The sequence below is a fragment of the Rhodopseudomonas sp. AAP120 genome (genome assembly GCF_001295845.1).
In the GTDB taxonomy this organism is placed as follows: Bacteria; Pseudomonadota; Alphaproteobacteria; order Rhizobiales; family Xanthobacteraceae; genus Rhodopseudomonas.
In genome coordinates this window covers 1-18,344 of sequence record NZ_LJIC01000140.1, presented here as the reverse complement: position 1 = coordinate 18,344, position 18,344 = coordinate 1, and the positions used below count along the sequence as shown (strand labels likewise).

The 18,344-nt window shown below is 67.0% G+C and carries 15 protein-coding genes; 3 read left to right on the top strand and 12 right to left on the bottom strand.

What is annotated here, in order from left to right:
- Window positions 1–11: 11 nt before the first annotated feature.
- The 8 genes from IP86_RS21060 to hyfB all read right to left on the bottom strand — a co-directional run bounded on the left by IP86_RS21060 (window position 12) and on the right by hyfB (window position 10,985).
- Window positions 12–2,747, bottom strand: a complete 2,736-nt coding sequence (locus IP86_RS21060; RefSeq protein ID WP_502694009.1) for a cation-transporting P-type ATPase — start codon at window positions 2,745–2,747, stop codon at window positions 12–14.
- A gap of 239 nt (window positions 2,748–2,986) precedes the next feature.
- Window positions 2,987–3,370: a hypothetical protein gene (locus IP86_RS21055; RefSeq protein ID WP_245290697.1), complete on the bottom strand. Its 384-nt coding sequence runs from the start codon at window positions 3,368–3,370 to the stop codon at window positions 2,987–2,989.
- Between the two features lie 485 nt (window positions 3,371–3,855).
- Window positions 3,856–4,389, bottom strand: coding sequence for an NADH-quinone oxidoreductase subunit B family protein (locus IP86_RS21050; protein WP_054164389.1), 534 nt, complete (start codon window positions 4,387–4,389; stop codon window positions 3,856–3,858).
- A 2-nt stretch (window positions 4,390–4,391) separates the two neighbouring features.
- A complete protein-coding gene (locus IP86_RS21045) occupies window positions 4,392–5,900 on the bottom strand; it encodes a hydrogenase large subunit (RefSeq protein WP_054164388.1) in 1,509 nt (502 codons plus the stop codon).
- 9 nt (window positions 5,901–5,909) lie between these two features.
- On the bottom strand, window positions 5,910–7,358 hold the full coding sequence (locus tag IP86_RS21040; protein ID WP_054164387.1) for a hydrogenase 4 subunit F: 1,449 nt from the start codon (window positions 7,356–7,358) through the stop codon (window positions 5,910–5,912).
- Window positions 7,355–8,017 (bottom strand): hydrogenase-4 component E, encoded by a 663-nt coding sequence (locus IP86_RS21035; RefSeq protein ID WP_054164386.1) that lies wholly within the window; start codon window positions 8,015–8,017, stop codon window positions 7,355–7,357. Before IP86_RS21035 ends, IP86_RS21040 begins: the two co-directional genes overlap by 4 nt.
- Before the next feature lie 2 nt (window positions 8,018–8,019).
- Entirely contained in the window at window positions 8,020–8,976 is a 957-nt protein-coding gene (locus IP86_RS21030) for a respiratory chain complex I subunit 1 family protein (protein ID WP_054164385.1), read from the bottom strand.
- Window positions 8,967–10,985, bottom strand: coding sequence for a hydrogenase 4 subunit B (hyfB, locus tag IP86_RS21025; protein ID WP_054164384.1), 2,019 nt, complete (start codon window positions 10,983–10,985; stop codon window positions 8,967–8,969). Before hyfB ends, IP86_RS21030 begins: the two co-directional genes overlap by 10 nt.
- Before the next feature lie 452 nt (window positions 10,986–11,437).
- Here hyfB and cobS point away from each other — a divergent pair, with 452 nt between their 5' ends.
- Complete coding sequence (gene cobS / locus IP86_RS21020) at window positions 11,438–12,235, top strand: adenosylcobinamide-GDP ribazoletransferase (RefSeq protein WP_054164383.1); 798 nt, start codon at window positions 11,438–11,440, stop codon at window positions 12,233–12,235.
- A 43-nt stretch (window positions 12,236–12,278) separates the two neighbouring features.
- Here cobS and IP86_RS21015 read toward each other — a convergent pair whose 3' ends face one another.
- On the bottom strand, window positions 12,279–13,745 hold the full coding sequence (locus IP86_RS21015; RefSeq protein WP_054164398.1) for an aminotransferase-like domain-containing protein: 1,467 nt from the start codon (window positions 13,743–13,745) through the stop codon (window positions 12,279–12,281).
- Window positions 13,746–13,853: 108 nt separating this feature from the next.
- Here IP86_RS21015 and IP86_RS21010 point away from each other — a divergent pair, with 108 nt between their 5' ends.
- Entirely contained in the window at window positions 13,854–14,888 is a 1,035-nt protein-coding gene (locus IP86_RS21010; RefSeq protein ID WP_054164382.1) for a 2Fe-2S iron-sulfur cluster-binding protein, read from the top strand.
- A complete protein-coding gene (locus IP86_RS21005; protein WP_054164381.1) occupies window positions 14,885–15,691 on the top strand; it encodes an MOSC domain-containing protein in 807 nt (268 codons plus the stop codon). The genes IP86_RS21010 and IP86_RS21005 overlap by 4 nt, the downstream gene beginning before the upstream one ends.
- Before the next feature lie 25 nt (window positions 15,692–15,716).
- On the opposite strand, the gene IP86_RS21000 is transcribed toward IP86_RS21005, so the two are convergent.
- The 3 genes from IP86_RS21000 to urtE all read right to left on the bottom strand — a co-directional run bounded on the left by IP86_RS21000 (window position 15,717) and on the right by urtE (window position 18,250).
- The gene (locus IP86_RS21000) at window positions 15,717–16,061 is read right to left on the bottom strand and encodes an FmdB family zinc ribbon protein (RefSeq protein ID WP_054164380.1); all 345 of its coding nucleotides are present in this window, start codon (window positions 16,059–16,061) and stop codon (window positions 15,717–15,719) included.
- Window positions 16,062–16,293: 232 nt separating this feature from the next.
- On the bottom strand, window positions 16,294–17,523 hold the full coding sequence (fmdA, locus tag IP86_RS20995) for a formamidase (protein WP_054164379.1): 1,230 nt from the start codon (window positions 17,521–17,523) through the stop codon (window positions 16,294–16,296).
- A 37-nt stretch (window positions 17,524–17,560) separates the two neighbouring features.
- Entirely contained in the window at window positions 17,561–18,250 is a 690-nt protein-coding gene (urtE, locus tag IP86_RS20990) for an urea ABC transporter ATP-binding subunit UrtE (protein WP_054164378.1), read from the bottom strand.
- Window positions 18,251–18,344: the final 94 nt, after the last annotated feature.

Sequence of the window (18,344 nt, the reverse complement as noted above, 5' to 3'; positions counted from 1 at the left end):
TCGACGACGCGCTACGGTTCGAGCCTGCGCAGCAAGCCGACGCGCCGCATCACCAGCTTCTCCACTTCGAGCACGATCATCATCACGACGCCGGCGGCGACGATCACCAGGCCCTCGACGAGCGACAGCGGCGTGGTGTCGAACAGCGACTGCATGAACGGCGCGTAGGTGAAGGCGAGCTGCGCGGTGATCACCACGATCAGCGCCGCCAGCACCGCCGGCGTGCCGAGTGCGCCGCGCAGCGAGAACGACGAGGCGTGCAGATAGCGGACGTTGAACAGATAGAAGATCTCGAACACCACCAGCACATTGACCACCATGGTGCGGGCCGTCTCGACCGACAGTCCGCTGCCGAGCGCGTAGAAGAAGATCGCCAGCGATCCCACGGTGAACAGCAGCGACACGAAGACGATGCGCCACACCAGAAAGCGCGACAGCAGCGGCGCGCCCGCCGGGCGCGGCGGCCGCTGCATCACGCCGGGCTCCGGCGGCTCGAATGCCAGCACCAGGCCGAGCGTGACGGTGAGGATCAGGTTGATCCACAGGATCTGCACCGGCGTCATCGGCATGGTGAAGCCGATCAGGATCGCCATGATGACGGTGAGCACTTCGCCGCCATTGGTCGGGATCGTCCAGGCGATCACCTTGCGGATGTTGTCGTAGACGGTGCGGCCTTCCTGCACGGCGGCCACGATCGAGACGAAATTGTCGTCGAGCAGCACCACCTCGGAAGCTTCCTTGGCGGTCTCGGTGCCCTTATGGCCCATGGCGATGCCGACGTCGGCCTGCTTCAGCGCCGGCGCATCGTTGACGCCGTCGCCGGTCATCGCCACCACCGCGCCGGTGGACTGCAGCGCGCGGACGATGCGCAGCTTGTGCTCCGGATTGGTGCGCGCGAACACGTCGGTGTGACTGACTATGCCAGTGAAGGCCGCCTCGGGCGTACGGTCAAGATCGGCGCCGGTGACGACGTCCGGGCTCTCGGTGAGTACCAGCTGACGCGCGATCGCGTCGGCGGTGGCGGCGTGATCGCCGGTGATCATCTTGACCACGATGCCGGCCGAGCGGCATTCGGCGATCGCCTGGATCACCTCGTCGCGCGGCGGATCGATGAAGCCGATCAATCCAATAAAAGCGAGACCCTCGTCGAGATCGGCGAAGCCGAGCTGGTCGCTGGCGCGCGCCGGCGAGCGCACCGCGAAGCCGAGCACGCGCTCGCCTTCGGCGGCGGCGCGCGCGATCTGCTCGGTCCAGAACGCCGTGTCGATTGGTACCAAACCGTCGGGGCCGGTCTGCGCCGCGCACATCGCAAGCAGCCGCTCCGGCGCGCCCTTGACGAAGATCACCTGCCCGCCCGGTGCAGCAGCATGGCGCGTCGCCATGAAGCGATGCTGCGCGTCGAATGGGATTTCATCCGACCGCTTCCACGCCGCGCGCTCCAGCGCTGGATCAAGCCCGGCCTTGAGCGCCAACGCGACCAGCGCGCCCTCCATCGGATCGCCGTCGACCACCGTGTGGCCGTTCGCCTCGCGCAGCTGCGCATCGTTGCAGAGCAGTCCGCAGCGGATCAGCTGCATCGCCGAGGCGACCGCGGCCGCCGACTCGCGACCATCGACGGTCAGCTCACCCTTCGGCACGTAGCCGGAGCCGCTGACCATAATAGTGTACTCCGCGGTGACGATGCGCCGCGCCGTCATCTCGTTGCGGGTCAGCGTGCCGGTCTTGTCGGAGCAGATCACCGAGGTGGCGCCGAGCGTCTCGACCGCCGGCAGGCTGCGGATGATTGCATTGCGCCGCGCCATCCGCTGCACTCCGATCGCCAGCGTGATGGTGATGACCGCCGGCAGCCCTTCCGGCACCACGCCGACCGCGAGCGCCACCACGGCGATCAGCGCCTCGGTCCACTCATAGCCGCGCACCAGCACGGCGAAGGCGAAGATCACAGCGGCGGCGGAGATCGCCACCCAGGTGAAGCGCTCGCCGAACCGGTTGATCTGGCCGAGCAGCGGCGTGGTGAGCTGTTCGACGCCCTGGATCAGCGTCGAAATGCGGCCGATCTCGGTCCTTTGACCGGTGGCGACGACGACGCCGAAGCCCTGCCCGGCCGACACCAGCGTGCCGGAGAACGCCATGCACAGCCGATCGCCGAGCGGTGCCTGCGGTGCGGCGGGCTGATCGTGCTTCTCGGAGGCCACCGACTCGCCGGTCAGCATCGCCTCGTCGATCAACAGGCCGCGGGCGCGGGTCAGCCGCAGATCGGCCGGGACGCGGTCGCCGGCTTCGACCATCACCACGTCGCCGGGCACGAGGTCGGCGGCCGGAATCGCTACACGGTGGCCGTCTCGCCAGGCGTGGGCGCGCGGCGAAATCATCTTCTTGATCGCCGCCAATGCCTTCTCGGCCTTGTCTTCCTGGACGTAGCCGACGATGGCGTTGATCGTCACCACCGCGACAATCACCGCGGCGTCGATGCGATGACCAAGGAACGCGGCCGCCACCGCTGCGGCGAGCAGGAAGTAGATCAGCGTATTGTTGAACTGCGCCAGGAAGCGCAGCAGCGCCGAGCGGCGCGGCGGATCCGGCAACGCGTTCGGGCCGACGCTGGCGAGACGTTTCGCGGCCTCCTCACTGCTCAGGCCACCGCGGCTGGTCTCGAGCCCCGCCAGCACCCGGTCGGCATCGATCGCGTGCCACATCTCCTCCGAGGCCTGATCGTTCGGGCCCTTGATCGTGGCTTCCATAGGCATGGTCATGCGTGTGTCCGGGATGTCGGAGGTGAGGATGGCCCCGCGCGACGTGATGGCGCGGCCGGTTCGGAATGCGACCGCGGCACCCGCAACGGCGGGCTTGCGCACACGGGATGATCGGGAGAAAGCCGGCGATCGCGGCGGCGTGAGACGGCGCATCCGCGAGGCACAAAGCCTCGCACCGCCACCAGACGGCGAGCGGAGCGTCGGTCAGGAACGCGGATGCGATCCGGCGGGTGCTACACGCGGATTGGCGGACGGAGTTGCGGCGGTTCGCTGCGACCGAGCATCGGCTGGTCGAGTTGCAGCCGCACGCGGGTCGACTGATCGCAGGCCATGCTGCGGCTCGAAGACGGCGTCAAGGCTTGCGCCGTATCAGTGGTGGTGACTTCAGGCTCGTCGCTGAGGCTCGGCGCCGGCACGGCCGGCGGCGTCTTGACGAATTCGAGCTGCTGACGCGGCGCATCGGACGCAGCAGATGCCGACGACGCAGCGCCGACAGCAATCATCATCAGCGCGCACACCAACAAAACCGATTTGAGCCAAAGACGCAAAGCGGTCGGGAAGGTCGTGTGGTCGCTGTTCCGATCGAGCCGCATCGTCTCCAGACGCTGTGTCACCATCAACACGTCAGGCTAGGCCGCATCCTACCACCCCAACATTGAGCAAGATCAAGCGGCGCGTGCGGCCACTGGTCGCAACGTTGAGCGTGGATGGCCATGATGAGATGATGATGAGCTGCATCCAGTGAAGCGCCGCGCCGAGCAACAACCTCTCGTTCGTCATTCCGGGGCGCGAGCGCAGCTCGCGAGCCCGGAATCCATAACCACGGCGTTGAGTTATTGTCGCGGACTTTCCACGCCTGCCGCGAGTCCAGGGAATATGGTTTCCGGGCTCGCGCTACGCGCGCCCCGGAATGACGAACGAGAGGGATGACTCGTCGGCGGCAACATTTGCTAGCGCGCATGATCAGGCGATGCGCGCGTCTTGCGCGGCGGGCCGCGAGCCCAACCTCTCCGTCATTGCGAGGAGCGTAGCGACGAAGCAATCCACGCACCCTGCACCGGACTGGATTGCTTCGCTTCGCTCGCAATGACGAACTCAACTCTCAACGCCCGACTTTGCGCTCCGCGACACTATCAATCAGTGCCAGCAGCCCGCGCAAGATCTGCAGCGGCTTCGGCGGGCAGCCGGGGATGTGCAGGTCGACCGGCAGCACCGACGACACGCCGCCCGTGACTGCGTAACTACCCGCGAAGCAGCCGCCGTCTTTGGAGCAATCCCCGCAGGCGACCACCCATTTCGGGCCGGGCGTCGCGTCGTAAGTCAGCTTCAGTGCATCGCGCATGTTGTGGGTCACCGGGCCGGTGACCAGCAGCACGTCGGCGTGGCGCGGCGAGGCGACGAAGCGTAGGCCGAAGCGCTCGACATCGTAATACGCGTTGTTCAGCGCATGGATTTCCAGCTCGCAGCCGTTGCAGGAGCCGGCATCGACCTCGCGAATCGACAGGCTGCGACCGAGGCGGCGCTGCGCACGCTCGCCGAGCAGCGCAGCAAGTTCGGCCGCCGCGGCATCGTCCGGCGTCGGCGGAGCTTCCGTCAGCGGCGTCGCGAACAGGCTTTCGAACAGCAGCTTGCGCATCGCTACAAATCCACGCCCGAATAGGAGCAGTTGAACGACTTATTGCAGAGCGGGAAGTCCGCGATGATGTTGCCCTCGATCGCGGCCTCGAGCAGCGGCCACTGAAACCACGACGGATCGCGGAAGTGGCAGCGCGCGATGCGGCCGTTCGCGATCCGCAGCCACGTAAAGATATCGCCGCGAAATCCTTCAACCAGCGCCAGGCCTTCGCTCGCCTGCTCCGGCAGCGTCAGCGGCAGATGGATCGCGCCCTGCGGCATGCGAGCCAGGATCTGGTCGATCAGCGACAGGCTTTGCTCGACTTCGGCAATGCGAATCCGCACGCGCGCATCGACGTCGCCTTCGCTCAGCACCGGCACGTCGAACGACAATTCGTCATACGGCGCGTAGGCCAGCGTGCGCCGCGCGTCGAAGGCGCGACCAGAGGCGCGGCCGACGAAGCCGCCGGCGGCATACTGATCGACCAGCGCGGGCTTGACCACGCCGGTCGCCACCGTGCGGTCCTGCAGCGAGGCGGTGTCTTCATAGAGCGCGATCAGCTTCGACCACTGTTTGCGGACACTGGTGAGCGCAGCGCGGATCGCCGCGACGCCGGTGTCGTCGAGATCGCGCGCAACGCCGCCGGGCGTGACCACGTCGCGCATCAGGCGATGACCAAACGCGGTGTCGGCGGCGCGCAGCACATTTTCGCGCAGCACGCCGAACTGCGCCAGCATGATGGCGAACGCCGCGTCGTTGCAGATCGCGCCGATGTCGCCGAGGTGATTGGCGAGACGCTCCAGTTCGGCGCACAGCGCGCGCAGCCATACCGCGCGGACCGGCACCTCGGCCTCAATTGCCACTTCGACCGCGCGGGCAAACGCCAGCGCATAGGCCACCGTGGAGTCGCCGGAGACACGGCCGGCGAGGTGCGCGGCGCGCGGCAGATCGGCGCCGGCCACCAGGCCATCGATGCCCTTGTGAACGTAGCCGAAGCGCTGCTCCAGCCGCACCACGGTTTCGCCCGAGACGGTGAAGCGGAAATGGCCGGGCTCGATGATGCCGGCATGCACCGGGCCGACCGCGACCTGGTGCGTGCCGGCGCCTTCGACCGGGAGAAACGGATACGCCGACTGCGGCGATGCCGCGGTCGCTTCACCGAGCGGTGCGTGCTCAGCCCAGCGGCCGTGATCGAGCCACGGCCGCTCGTCAATCGCGCCTTCGGGCATGAGGCCGTACAGATCGGTGATGCTGCGCTCCAACCGCAGCGCCGGCAGATGCTTGGCGGCGCCCGACGGAAAGCTGCGCTGCGGGCAGTCGAGGCTGATCACGCCGATCTCGGCGGAGCGCGGATCGAACAGCGCCATGTGCACGGCGGCCGGCTCGCCCCACAGCGACAGCAATTGCCATTGCTGCTCGCCGAACATCTTCGCCGCGAAGCTCCACACCGCGCGATCGACCACCGTGCGCGGCCATGGCCGATGCCGCGCCACCGGCTGGCCTTCCAGGTTGAGATCGATCAGTGACGGCATGCGATCCCCCTACCCGAGCAGCTTGGCGACGTGCTGGAACCACGCCACCACCGGCGCCGGCAGATACACGCCGGCGATCAGCACCAGCGCGAGGTGCGCGAACATCGGCAGATAGCTCGCCTGCGCCGGCTGCCGGCTGCCGCGCGGCGCACCGAACGCAACACCCGTGAGCCGCAGCGTCAGTGCGCCGAACGCGACCAGCAGACCGAACACCAACAGCAATGCGAGCCACGGCGAGCGCGCGAAGGTCGAGGTCACCAGCAGGAACTCGCTCATGAAGATGCCGAGCGGCGGCAGCCCGGCGATCGCCACCACGCCGGCGACGAGGCCCCAGCCGAGCACCGGATGCGTCTCGGTGACGCCGCGGATCTTGGCCAGCGACTGCGTGCCTTTGATCTGCGTGATCTGTCCGACCGCGTAGAAGATCGCCGACTTGGTCAGGCTGTGCATCACCATGTGCAGCAGCCCGGCGAAATTCGCCAGCGGCCCGCCCATGCCGAACGCGAACACGATGATGCCCATGTGCTCGATCGACGAATAGGCGAACAGCCGTTTGATGTCGCGGCGACGATACAGCATGAAGGCGGCGAACAGCAGCGACGCCAGCCCCATCACGATCATCAGCACGCCGGGCGGCATCGCGTCGCCATTGGCGGCGAGCAGCATCTTGAAGCGCAGCAGCGCGTACAGCGCGACGTTGAGCAAGAGGCCGGACAGCACCGCCGAAATCGGCGTCGGGCCCTCGGCATGCGCGTCCGGCAGCCAGGCGTGCAGCGGCGCGAGGCCGACCTTGGTGCCGTAGCCGAGAAACAGGAACACGAAGGCGACGTTCAGCAGCGCCGCGTCGAAGCCGGAGGCGCGCGCCACCAGCACGGTCCAGATCATGCCATCCGGGCCTTCGCCGACCACCGGCCGCGCCGCCATGTAGATCAGGATGGTGCCGAACAGCGCCAGCGCGATGCCGACGCTGCCGAGGATGAAGTATTTCCACGCCGCTTCCAGCGCCGCCGGCGTGCGATAGATGCCGACCATCAGCACCGTGGTCAGCGTCGCCAGCTCGACCGCGACCCACATCAGGCCGATATTGTTGGACACGAACGCGAGGTTCATGCCGAACATCATGGTCTGGTACATCGCGTGGTAGAACCGCAAGTACGTCGGCGTCAGCTTGCCGGTCTCGAGTTCGTGGGCGATGTAGCTGGCGCTGAACAGACTGGTGGTGAAGCCGACAAACGTATTCAGCACGATGAACACGATGTTGAGGTCGTCGACCAGGATGTAGGCGCCCGGCGCCGGACGCGTCCCCACCAGCAGCGAGGCCGCGCACAGGAAGCTGCCCAGGCTCGCCATCACATTGAGCCGTGCGGTGAGCTTGTAGCCCGGCAGCAGCGCCAGCACGACCGCGGCGCAGACCGGGATCAGCAGCACGCCCGCCACCGGATCGAGCCCCAGCGTCATGTCCGCTCTCCGCGCGAGACGTCGAGTTGCGACACGTCGACCGAGTCGAAGCGCTCGCGGATCCGGAACAGCACGATGCCGATGACGATGAAGGCGATCAGCACCGAGAAGGCGACGCTGATCTCGACCACCAGCGGCATGCCCTTGGCGCCGGCGGCGGCGAGGATCAGGCCGTTCTCCAGCGACATGAAGCCGACCACCTGACTGACGGCGTTGCGCCGCGTCACCATGAACAGCAGGCCGAGCAGCACGACCGACAGCGCAAAGGCGAGGTCTTCGCGCGCCAGCGCGTCAGCGTCGGCGGTGACGCGCAGCATCAGGGCCAGTGACAGCGCCACCAGCCCCATGCCGGCCAGCATGGTCGGGCCGATGCCGACCACGGTTTCGACCTCGCGGTGAATGCCGAGCTTGTAAACGATGCGGCGCAGCGCCACCGGGATGATGATCGCCTTGAACAGCAGCGCGATCGCCGCAGTGACGTAGAGATGCGGCGCGTCCTGGATCAGCGCCTGCCATGCCACCGCCGCGGACAGCATCAGCGCATGCAGCGCAAACACGTTGAGCAGCGAAGTCAGCCGGTCCTGATACAGCATCATGAACGACACCAGCACCAGGCCGCCGGCCAGCGAATGCGAGATGTCGAAGGCGAGCCCGTGCATCGTCACAGCCCCTTGGACACGAACAGGAGAAGGGTGCCGAGCAGGCCGAGCATCAAGGCAGCGCCGAGAAACTGCGGCACGCGGAACACCCGCATCTTGGCGGTGGCGGTCTCGAACACGGCAAGCAGGAAGCCCGCGACCGCGATCTTGAACAGATACAACGCGGCGCCGGCCACATAGGCGGCGGGGCCGGCGCCGAACACGCCGATGCCCCAGGGATAGAACAAGCAGACGATCAGCGAGATGTAGAGCAGCAGCTTGAGCTGCGCGCCGAACTCGATCAGCGCCAGATGCCGGCCGGAATATTCCAGGATCATCGCCTCGTGCACCATAGTGAGCTCGAGATGCGTCGTGGGATTGTCGATCGGGATGCGGGCGTTCTCGGCCAGCGCCACCATCACCAGCGCGATCATGGCGAGGCCGAGCGAGACGCGCAGGCCGACTGCGGTCGAGGCGATGTAGTCGGCGACGGTCGACAGATGCGTCGAGCCGGCCACCAGCGCGACGCAGAACACGATCATCAGCATCGCCGGCTCGGCCAGCGCCGCAATCATCACCTCGCGCGACGAGCCGATGCCGCCAAACGAAGTGCCGACATCCATGCCGGCCAGCGCTAGGAAGAACCGCGCGGTGCCGAGCAGCGCGACGATGACAATGAGGTCGGCGGTCCAGTTGAACAGGAGCCCCGTGGCGAAGGTCGGCACCAGCGCGGCGGCGACCCAGATTGCCGCGAAGGTGACGTAAGGCACGGCGCGGAACAGCCACGAGGCGTTGTCGGCCAGCACCACGTCCTTGCGCAGCAGCCGCGCGAGGTCGCGATAGGGCTGCAGCAGCGAGGGGCCGCGGCGGCGCTGCAGCCGCGCCTTGATCTTGCGGATGAAGCCGGTGAGCAGCGGCGCCAGCCAAAACACCAGCAGCATCTGCACGCCCTGCACGGCGATATCGGTGATCACGTCCATATCGCGAGCACCAGCAGCAGCGTGACGAGGGTGGCGAACACCAGGCTGAGATAGCCGCGGATGGTGAGGAGCTGCAGCCGGTTGAGCCGCACGGCGGCGCCGACGACGCCGTTCGCCAGCGGCGCGTAGATCCGCTCCCAGACCTGATCGTGCAGCTCGATGCGCAGCCGCGCCGGCGCGACGTCGCCGGGCGGCGGCATCGTCACGCGGTCACGGGCGCGAAACAGCAGCGTGCCGAACACGCGGCGGATCGGCTGCGCGAAGCCGGCGGCCGAGTATTGCGCCAGCGGCGCCGGATCGGTGAAGCCGCAGCCCCACGCCGGACCACGCCGCACCGCGCCGGTGGCGAACAGCCGGATCGCGACGAACGCCAGCGACGCCGACACGATGATGAACAGCGCCACCAGCCCGCCATTATAAGAGCCGCGGCTCTCGCTGATCGGCACGATCGACAGCCACGCCAACGGCGTCTGCGGCGCGAGGCGGCCGCCGAGGATATCGGCGGCGATCGGCGCCAGCGCGTCCATCACCAGGCCAGGCAGTACGCCGGCGAGCAGGCACAGCGCTGCGAGGATGCTCATCGCGGCGAGCGAGAAGCGATCGACCTCCTTGGCGCGCATCGGCGCGTCACCGCGCGGCCGGCCGAGGAAGCTGACGCCGTAAGCCTTGACGAAACACGCCGCCGCCAGCGCCGCGGCGAGCGCCATCAGCGCGCCGACCGCGGGCACCAGAATCTTCAGGCCCCATTGCGGCAGCTGCGGACTCTGCAACACGGCCTGGAAGATCAGCCATTCGGAGACGAAGCCGTTGAACGGCGGCAGTGCCGAGATCGCGAGGCTGCCGACGAGAAACACCACGCTGGTCACCGGCATGCGGTGGATCAGGCCGCCAAGCCGATCCATGTCGCGCTCGCCGGTCGCGCTCAGCACCGCGCCGGCGCCGAAAAACAGCAGGCTCTTGAACAGCGAGTGATTGAAGACGTGAAACAGCGCCGCGGTGAACGCGAGCGCCGCCGGCAGCTTCTCGTCATTGGCCTGGAACGCCAGCGCCAGACCGAGCGCGACAAACACGACGCCGATATTCTCGATGGTCGAGTAAGCCAGCAGCCGCTTCAGGTCACTTTCCATCAGCGCATAGAGGATGCCGACCGCGGCGGTGACGCCGCCGAATGCCAGCACCACGCCGGAGGTCGACCAGTCCGGTGTGCCGAGCAGATCGAACACCACGCGGATGAAACCGTAGATCGCCACCTTGGTCATCACGCCGCTCATCAGCGCCGAGACGTGGCTCGGCGCCGCCGGATGCGCCAGCGGCAGCCAGACATGCAGCGGCACCAGGCCCGCCTTGGAGCCGGCGCCGAGCAGCATCAGCAGCAGCACCAGCGTGGCGATCCACGGCGCGTGCGGCGCAACCCGGATGGCGGCGAAGTCGTAGGCGCCGGTGGTGCCCGCGAGCAGACCGAAAGCGAGCAGCAGCATCAGCGTGCCGAAGCTGGCCATCAAGAGATAGACATAGCCGGCGCGTCGGTTGGCGGCGATGCGGTGATGCGCCATCACCAGCGCCCACGACGCCAGCGACATGAACTCCCACGACAGCAGATAAGAGAACGCGTCGGCGGCGAGCACCACCAGGTTCATGCCGGCGAGGAACGCCGGATAGAACGGCAGCACGCGCTGCGGCGCGTGCTCGTGCCGGCCATAGCCGAGCGCGTAGAGGCTGGCGAGCGCGCCGCCGAGATTGATGACGACGAGGAAGAACGCCGCCAGCGCATCGAGCCGCCAATGCGAGCCGAGCCACGGCAGCCCGATCGGCAGCACGCGCTCGGCGGCGGCATCGGCATGCAGCAGCAGCCAGCTCGCGGCGCTCACGGTTGCAACCGCACAGGCGATCAGGCTCAAGCTGTAGACGATCGTTGTGGCGAAGCGCGGCGTCCGGCTGAACACGACAGCCACGCAAGCAATCGCCAACAAGGCGGCGATGCAGGCGAGCTGCAGCGCGAGTCCGGTCATCGGCCCAACGCCCCTGCGGCGCGCACGGACCGGCGCGCAACCACAGCTTGTCGCCGCTTATGCGCTGTCGCCATCATTCGCGATCGTGCCCCATTCGCATCGGGCCCTCGTCCATTCCTCGCCACGCAGCGCCGTCGGATCGCCGAACGGCAGACGGTCCCGCCAGACAAGGTGAGACCCTCACGGCCTTCGCATCGGCCGCAGCGCAGAATCTTTGCTTACCCGAATTGAACCACGTCTATCAATGATCAATTTCAGAAGATCATATATGATGTCTGATATATCAAGAATGAGACTTCATCGACCTCATCCGTCGTCGCTCGGTGGCAACGGCGTGCGGCATCGGACGGGCGCATCCGGACAAGCAGTGCGCGCCCGCGCCCTGTTCGCCAAGGGTCGCGGTTGACGCGCCATCCGGCCACGCGCAGGAAGAGGCTCCGTAAAGGACCGTCATGTCCGCCGACACCCCCGCCCCACGACCGACGCCCACCCTCGCGCAATTGCTCGACGCAATCCGCTTCCTGACCATCCTGCCGGTGCCGGATTCCGCGCGCGCGCCGGAGCCGGACTGGCTGACCCGCGCCATGACGTTCTTTCCGATCGTCGGCGTCGGCATCGGCGTGATCTCGGCGACGGTGCTGGTGCTCGGCAGCTCGCTGTTCGGCCCCGGCCTCGCCGCGCTGCTCGCCGTCGCCGCCTCGGTGATGGTGACGGGCGCGCTGCACGAGGACGGCCTCGCCGACACCTTCGACAGCTTCGGCGGGGGATGGTCGGTCGAGCGGCGGCTGGAAATCATGAAGGACAGTCGGCTCGGCACCTATGGCGGCCTGGCGCTCGGGCTCGACGTCGCGCTGCGCGCCACCGCGCTGGCGCAGCTGCCGCTGTGGGCGGCGCTGGCCGCGCTGGTCGCCTGCCACGCCGGTGCTCGGGCGACACCGGGCTTCGTCAAGCGCCGGCTGACTTATGCGGGCAACATCGACGGCATGAAGGTGGCGTATGCCGAAGAGCCGATGCGCAAGGACGAGACCGCGCTGGTGCTGGTCACCGTCGCGCTCGCCGCGCTGCCGCTGCTGCTGATTTCGCCGGTCGCGCTGATCGCCGGCCTCGGCTGCGGCGCCGCACTCGCCGCACTGATGACCGCCTGGGCCAAGCGCCTGCTCGGCGGCTACACCGGCGACGTACTCGGCGCGATCGAACAGATGTTCGAGATCGGATTTCTGCTGGGTGTGGCGGCGGTGTTGGCCGCGTAGGCGGTCATCGCTCCTGTACGCGACAAAGGCCACCGCGACAGAACTACCCAACAATCCCCTCGCGCAGCAGCCGGATCGCCGTCTTGGCCTCCGTCCGGTCGAGCGCGGCGAAGCCGATGCGGAGGCCCCTGCGCGCTGCCCCGTCTCCGAAGCAGCGCGACGGCAGAAACCGCAGGCGGCCACTGCTTTGCTCGAGCCGGTCGAGCTTGCGTAGATCGCGAAATCTGAGCCAGAACGCGAGCCCTCCGTCGGGCGGCCTGAAGCTGAGTTCGTCGCCCAGTTCGGCCTGCAGACTCTCAGCGAAGTGCGTGCGCCGCTCGCGATAGATTCCGACCGCCTTGCGGGCGAACCGCCTGATCTCGCCGGCGGACATCAGCGCGGCGACCGCGGCTTCGGTCACCTGATCACCCTGGCGATCGATCAGCAGCACTTCCTGCGCGGCGCGGTCGATTACCTTCGTCGGCGCGACGATGTAGCCGAGCCGCAAGGTCGGCGCGAGCAGCTTGGACATCGAGCCGATATAGAACGTCTTGTCGGGCGCCACGCTGGCGAGCGGAAACAGCGGACGATGACGGAAATGGAATTCGTGATCGTAGTCGTCCTCGACGATCGAGAAGCCGAACTGATCGGACAGACTCAACAGCCGTAACCGGCGCTCCGGCTTCATCAGCACGGTGGTGGGAAACTGATGATTGGGCGTGAGGTAGATCGCACGGATGGTGTTGCGCCGGCATAGCTGCTCGAGATGCTCGACGTCGACGCCGTCGTCGTCCAGCCTAACGCGCAGGATCTCCGCGCCGGCGGCGCGGAACGCTTCTCTGGCGGGCGGGTAGGTCAGCTCCTCCACCACCACCTTGTCGCCGGGTGAGGTGATGATCCGCGTGACCACGAACAAAGCCATCTGACTGCCGCGGGTGAGACAGATATTGTCCGCCGCGCTGGCGAGGCCGCGTTCGGCGTTGAGCATCTGGGCGATCTGCGCGCGGAGCAGCTCCAGCCCGCGCGGATCACCATAGCCGAGACTGCCGCGGCGACCGCCGAACAACAGCGCCTGCCGATACGCGCGCGCATAGGATTGCGCCGGAAACAGCCGCGTGTCGGGAATGCCGTCGTCGAGGCAGATCGACGACGCGGTCGGATACACCGCGGGGATCTCGACGCCGGAGCGGAGCCGGTCGGCAAAACGCGCCGTATCGCGCGATGACCTCGGCGCCGAGGACGGCGCCGGCGCTTCGGTCATGATAGGCAGCCGTGTGGCGACGAAGGTGCCGCGCGTGCCGCTGGTCGACAGCCAGCCCTGCGTTTCGAGCTCCTGATACGCGGCGATCACGGTCTTGCGGTTGATCGCAAGACTCGTCGCCAATTCGCGGCTGCTCGGAAGCAGATCCTGCGGCGCCAGCCGGCCGCGCCGGATCTCCTCGATCACCGTCTGGGCGATCTGCAGATAGACCGGCGTCGCGCCGTTCAGCGAAATCCGGGGCGCCAGCAGCGCTTTCCAATCCTTCGCCACGCCGCCCTCCACGCCGCCTGCTTGGACCATGCAACAAGAAAAAACTGGACCATTCACGGGTCCTAGCTCGGGCCGTAGGGTTTCGCAACTTCACGAGACAACGCATCGATGCAAGTCGTCCTGATCCCAAGCGGCACGTCGTTCTCCTGCGAGCGCGGCGAGACCATTCTGGCAGCGGCCAAGCGCCAGGCGATCAACCTCGCGAGCGCCTGCGAGAACGGAGCGTGCGGGGCGTGCAAAAGCGAGGTCGTGGCCGGCGCCGTCGACCACGATGACCGCGCGAGCGCCCTCACTCGGACCGATCTGGCGCTCGGCAAGGCGCTGCTGTGCTGCGCCTATGCGCGCTCGGATCTGACCATCAAGGCCACCGAAATCGCGCTGCGCAGCGATCAGCCCGCGGCGACGGTGCCGGCCCGTGTGGTCCGGCTGCAGAGATTGTCTCCAAGCGTCGTCGGGCTGACGCTGCGGTTTCCGCCGGGCATGTCGCCGGCCTTCAAGCCGGGACAATTCGTCGGCATCGAATGGCAGGGGCGGCTACGCTCGTTCTCAATCGCCAACGCGGCGCGCGCCGACGGCACGATCGATCTGCATATCGGCCGCGTCCAGAACGGCCAGTTCACCAGCCATGTATTCGAGACGCTGACCGAGGGCGCCATTCTCAGGCTGGCGGGACCGTTCGGCGAGTTCGGAATCGCTGACGACCAGCGCCCGATGCTGTTCGTGGCCGGCGGCACCGGCATCGCGCCGATCGTCAGCATGCTGCAGGCGCTGGCGCCGTCGGCGCCGCGCCAGCCGATCCGCCTGTATTGGGGCTGCCGAACCTCACGCGAGTTCTACGCGAGCGCGCAGATCGACGATGTCGCGGCGACCTTCGCTGACTTCCGCTGCGTGCAGGTGGTGTCCGACGACGATCAGCAGTGGGGCGGACGATCCGGCTTCGTTCACGACATCGTCCGCAGCGACGTGCCGGACCTCTGCCAGTTCGACGTCTATGCCTGCGGCAATCCCCTGCTGGTCCGCGCCATGGAAGATGTCGCGATCGAAGGCGGCGTCCCGCCCGCGCACTTCTTCGCCGACAGCTTCAACCTCGTTCCACCGCCGACCACAGCCGATCCGATTCCAGCCAGAGGCGTAACAGCATGACGACCATTTCGGACATCTACATCTACCCGGTGAAATCCTGCGGCGGCGTGCGGGTGACGGGTGCCACCATCACGCCGACCGGCCTGGCGCTGGATCGGCACTGGATGATCGTCGACGGTGACGGGATGTTCGTCACCCAGCGCGAGCAGCCCCGGCTCGCCCTGCTACGTCCGACGCTGCACGACGGCGGCGTCACGCTCGCCGCGGAAGGTTACGCGTCGCTCGACCTGTCGACCGACGAAGTCGAGGGCAATGTCGATGTGGTGATCTTCGGAGAAACCATCCCGGCGCGCGGCGTCGGCCGCGCCGCGGACGCCTGGATCAGCAACTATCTCGGCGCACCGCGCCGCATCGTCGCGCAGGACCCGAGCTTCCTGCGCAAAGGCGGCGTGCAGTATCCCAGCCGCGACGACGCGCCGACGAGCTTCGTCGATAATTTCGGCGTCCTCGTCGTGTCGCAGGCCTCGCTCGACGATCTCAACCGCCGCATGGACAAGCCGCTTCCGGTCAATCGCTTCCGGCCGAACATCGTGGTGTCGGGCGTCTCGGCCTATGACGAAGACTTCTTCGCGACCGCCAGCGCCGGCGACGTCGAACTGCGCTTCGTCGACCTCTGCTATCGCTGTAACCTCACCACCATCGATCAGGACGCCGCCGAATTCGGCACAGAGCCGCTGGCGACGCTGACCGCCTATCGCAAGACCGAGCCGGGGGTGAAGTTCGGCAACTACGCCGCGATCGCCAAGGGCTTCGGCGACAGGCTCGAAGTCGGGCAGCAGCTCCACGTCACGCTCAACTTCTGACGCCGCCCGACTCCTGTGCGCGGCTTCAGTGGCTGATCATCCACGGCCGCGCGGTCGGGAAGCCCTTCGCGCCGCTCTTGGTGCGGGTCTGCAGCCGCGCCGGCTTCTTCAGGCCCGAGCAGCAGCCGCAACCGGGGGCGTGCTTGGCTTTGTACTCGCCGACGCTCATCGGCGCGTTGCGGCTCTTCTCATTGGTGGCGTGCGCGCTGCGCTGCGCTGCCGGCATGCAGGAGAAGTTCGGCGCGGTGAGGATCACCCGCGGCGACGAGGTCTCGCAGGTCGGGCACGGCTGCGGCTCTTCGTACTCCGACATCGGCCGCAGATCGGTGAACGGCCCGCAGGCGTCGCACATATATTCATAGACTGGCATCGTCGTTTTCCCTTGCGCTGACGATCTGTCGTTCCGCGCGTTGGGAGCGGGGCGGACAATCCGCGCCGTCCCGCCCCCTTCGCGCAGGGAAGGATGGAGCCCTACCCACCACCTCTCCCCGTCATTGCGAGCGAAGCGAAGCAATCCAGCTCAGTACACTGGACTGGATTGCTTTGTCGCTTCGCTCCTCGCAATGACGTGGATAGGACGTTGTGTCGGACTCGAGCGGTGTTTACTTGTCTTGCGAGATCGGCATCTGGATATCGCCCTTGATGTGCTTCACCGGGCCGGCGGAGCTCGGCATCATGTCGAAGTCGAAGATCTCGGTCGGCAGCCACAGCGTGGCGCAGGCGTTGGGGACGTCGACGACGCCGGAGATGTGGCCCTGCACCGGCGCGGTGCCGAGGATCGAATAGGCCTGGGCGCCGGAGTAGCCGAACTTCTTCAGATACTCGATGGCGTTCAGACACGCCTGGCGATACGCCACGGTGACGTCGAGATAATGCTGCTGGCCGGCTTCGTCGACCGAGATGCCCTCGAAGATCAGATAGTCCTTGTAGTTCGGCGTCACCGGCGACGGCTTGAAGATCGGGTTCTTGATGCCGTATTTCGACACGCCGTCCTTGATGATGTCGACCTTGATGTGCAGCCAGCCGGCCATCTCGATGGCGCCGCAGAAGGTGATCTCGCCGTCGCCCTGACTGAAGTGCAGGTCGCCCATGGAGAGACCGCCGCCCGGCACATAGACCGGGAAGTAGATCTTCGAGCCGCGCGACAGATCCTTGATGTCGCAGTTGCCGCCGTGCTCACGCGGCGGCACGGTGCGGGCGCCTTCGGCGCCGGCCTTGGCTTTCGCCTCGCCGGTGAGCTTGCCCATGTGGGCGGTCGGGCCGAACGGCGGGTTGGCGAGGCCCGGCACGCGCGTCGGGTTCGTCGCGATCAGCGCGGTCTCGCGGTCGTTCCAGGTCGACAGCAGCTTGGGATCGGGCAGACAGCCGATCAGGCCGGGATGGATCAGGCCGGCGAAGTTCACGCCCGGGATGTGGCGCGACGAGGTGTACATGCCCTTGAAGTCCCAGATCGACTTCTGCGCCAGCGGGAAGTGATCGGTGAGGAAGCCGCCGCCGTTCTGCTTGGAGAAGAAGCCGTTGAAGCCCCACAGGCTCTCCTTCATTGGACCGACATCGAGCAGGTCGACGACCAGCAAGTCGCCCGGCTCGGCGCCCTTGACGCCGATCGGGCCCGACAGGAAGTGCACGATCGACAGGTCGATGTCGCGCACGTCGTCGGCCGAGTCGTTGTTCTTGATGAAGCCGCCGGTCCAGTCATAGGTCTCGACGATGAAGTCGTCGCCCGGATTGACCCAGGCCGCCATCGGAATGTCCGGATGCCAGCGGTTGTGGACCATCTCGTTGTCGTAAGCGGACTGCGTGAGATCGACCTTGATCAATGTCTCTGGCATCGGATGCTCCCTTTTCGACCAGTGGACTTGGTTAGACTTACACAGACAGATATTTGGCGACCTGCGCCTCATCGACGCTGGCGCGCGGTTCGTCGCGGACGATCTCGCCGTTCTCGATCACCAGCACACGATCGGCGACGTCGAGGGCGAAGCTCAGCACCTGCTCGGAGACGATGATCGACAGCCCGCGGCTGTCGCGGATCCGCTTCAGCGTGCGCGCCATCTCGCGGATGATCGACGGCTGGATGCCTTCGGTCGGCTCGTCGAGCAGCAGAACCTTCGGCTTGGTGGCGAGCGCGCGGGCGATCGCGAGCTGCTGCTGCTGGCCGCCGGACAGATTGCCGCCGCGGCGGCCTTTTATTTCCAGCAGCACCGGAAACAGCTCGTAGATGTCGGCGGGCACCTGACTGTCGCCGGAGGTGACGAGGCCGGTCTCAATGTTCTCCTTCACCGTCATGGTGGAGAAGATCATGCGGCCCTGCGGCACGTAAGCGAGGCCCTTGGCAACGCGCTCGTAGCTCTTGAGGCCGCCGAGCTCGGCGCCATTCATGGCGATCGAACCCTGCCGCTGAGGGATGATTCCCATCATCGACTTCATCAGCGTGGTCTTGCCCATGCCGTTGCGGCCCATGATCGCCACGATCTCGTTCGGCGCGACGTTGATGTTGAGCCCGTGCAGCACCTCACTCTGGCCGTATGCGACGTGCAGATCGTTGATAGCGAGCATCGGGATCTCCTTCAGCCGTGACGGTGAGCTCCCTCTCCCCGCTTGCGGGGAGAGGGGTGGGGTGAGGGGGCGCCTCCGCGAGTCGGAGAGGCTC

Bases quoted from the DNA above. Each gene is read 5' to 3' on its own strand.
- IP86_RS21060 (WP_502694009.1), bottom strand. From the start codon at position 2,747: ATGCCTATGGAAGCCACGATCAAGGGCCCGAACGATCAGGCCTCGGAG.
- IP86_RS21055 (WP_245290697.1), bottom strand. From the start codon at position 3,370: ATGGTGACACAGCGTCTGGAGACGATGCGGCTCGATCGGAACAGCGAC.
- IP86_RS21050 (WP_054164389.1), bottom strand. From the start codon at position 4,389: ATGCGCAAGCTGCTGTTCGAAAGCCTGTTCGCGACGCCGCTGACGGAA.
- IP86_RS21045 (WP_054164388.1), bottom strand. From the start codon at position 5,900: ATGCCGTCACTGATCGATCTCAACCTGGAAGGCCAGCCGGTGGCGCGG.
- IP86_RS21040 (WP_054164387.1), bottom strand. From the start codon at position 7,358: ATGACGCTGGGGCTCGATCCGGTGGCGGGCGTGCTGCTGATCCCGGTC.
- IP86_RS21035 (WP_054164386.1), bottom strand. From the start codon at position 8,017: ATGCACGGGCTCGCCTTCGACATCTCGCATTCGCTGGCCGGCGGCCTG.
- IP86_RS21030 (WP_054164385.1), bottom strand. From the start codon at position 8,976: ATGGACGTGATCACCGATATCGCCGTGCAGGGCGTGCAGATGCTGCTG.
- hyfB (WP_054164384.1), bottom strand. From the start codon at position 10,985: ATGACCGGACTCGCGCTGCAGCTCGCCTGCATCGCCGCCTTGTTGGCG.
- cobS (WP_054164383.1), top strand. From the start codon at position 11,438: ATGTCCGCCGACACCCCCGCCCCACGACCGACGCCCACCCTCGCGCAA.
- IP86_RS21010 (WP_054164382.1), top strand. From the start codon at position 13,854: ATGCAAGTCGTCCTGATCCCAAGCGGCACGTCGTTCTCCTGCGAGCGC.
- IP86_RS21005 (WP_054164381.1), top strand. From the start codon at position 14,885: ATGACGACCATTTCGGACATCTACATCTACCCGGTGAAATCCTGCGGC.
- IP86_RS21000 (WP_054164380.1), bottom strand. From the start codon at position 16,061: ATGCCAGTCTATGAATATATGTGCGACGCCTGCGGGCCGTTCACCGAT.
- fmdA (WP_054164379.1), bottom strand. From the start codon at position 17,523: ATGCCAGAGACATTGATCAAGGTCGATCTCACGCAGTCCGCTTACGAC.
- urtE (WP_054164378.1), bottom strand. From the start codon at position 18,250: ATGCTCGCTATCAACGATCTGCACGTCGCATACGGCCAGAGTGAGGTG.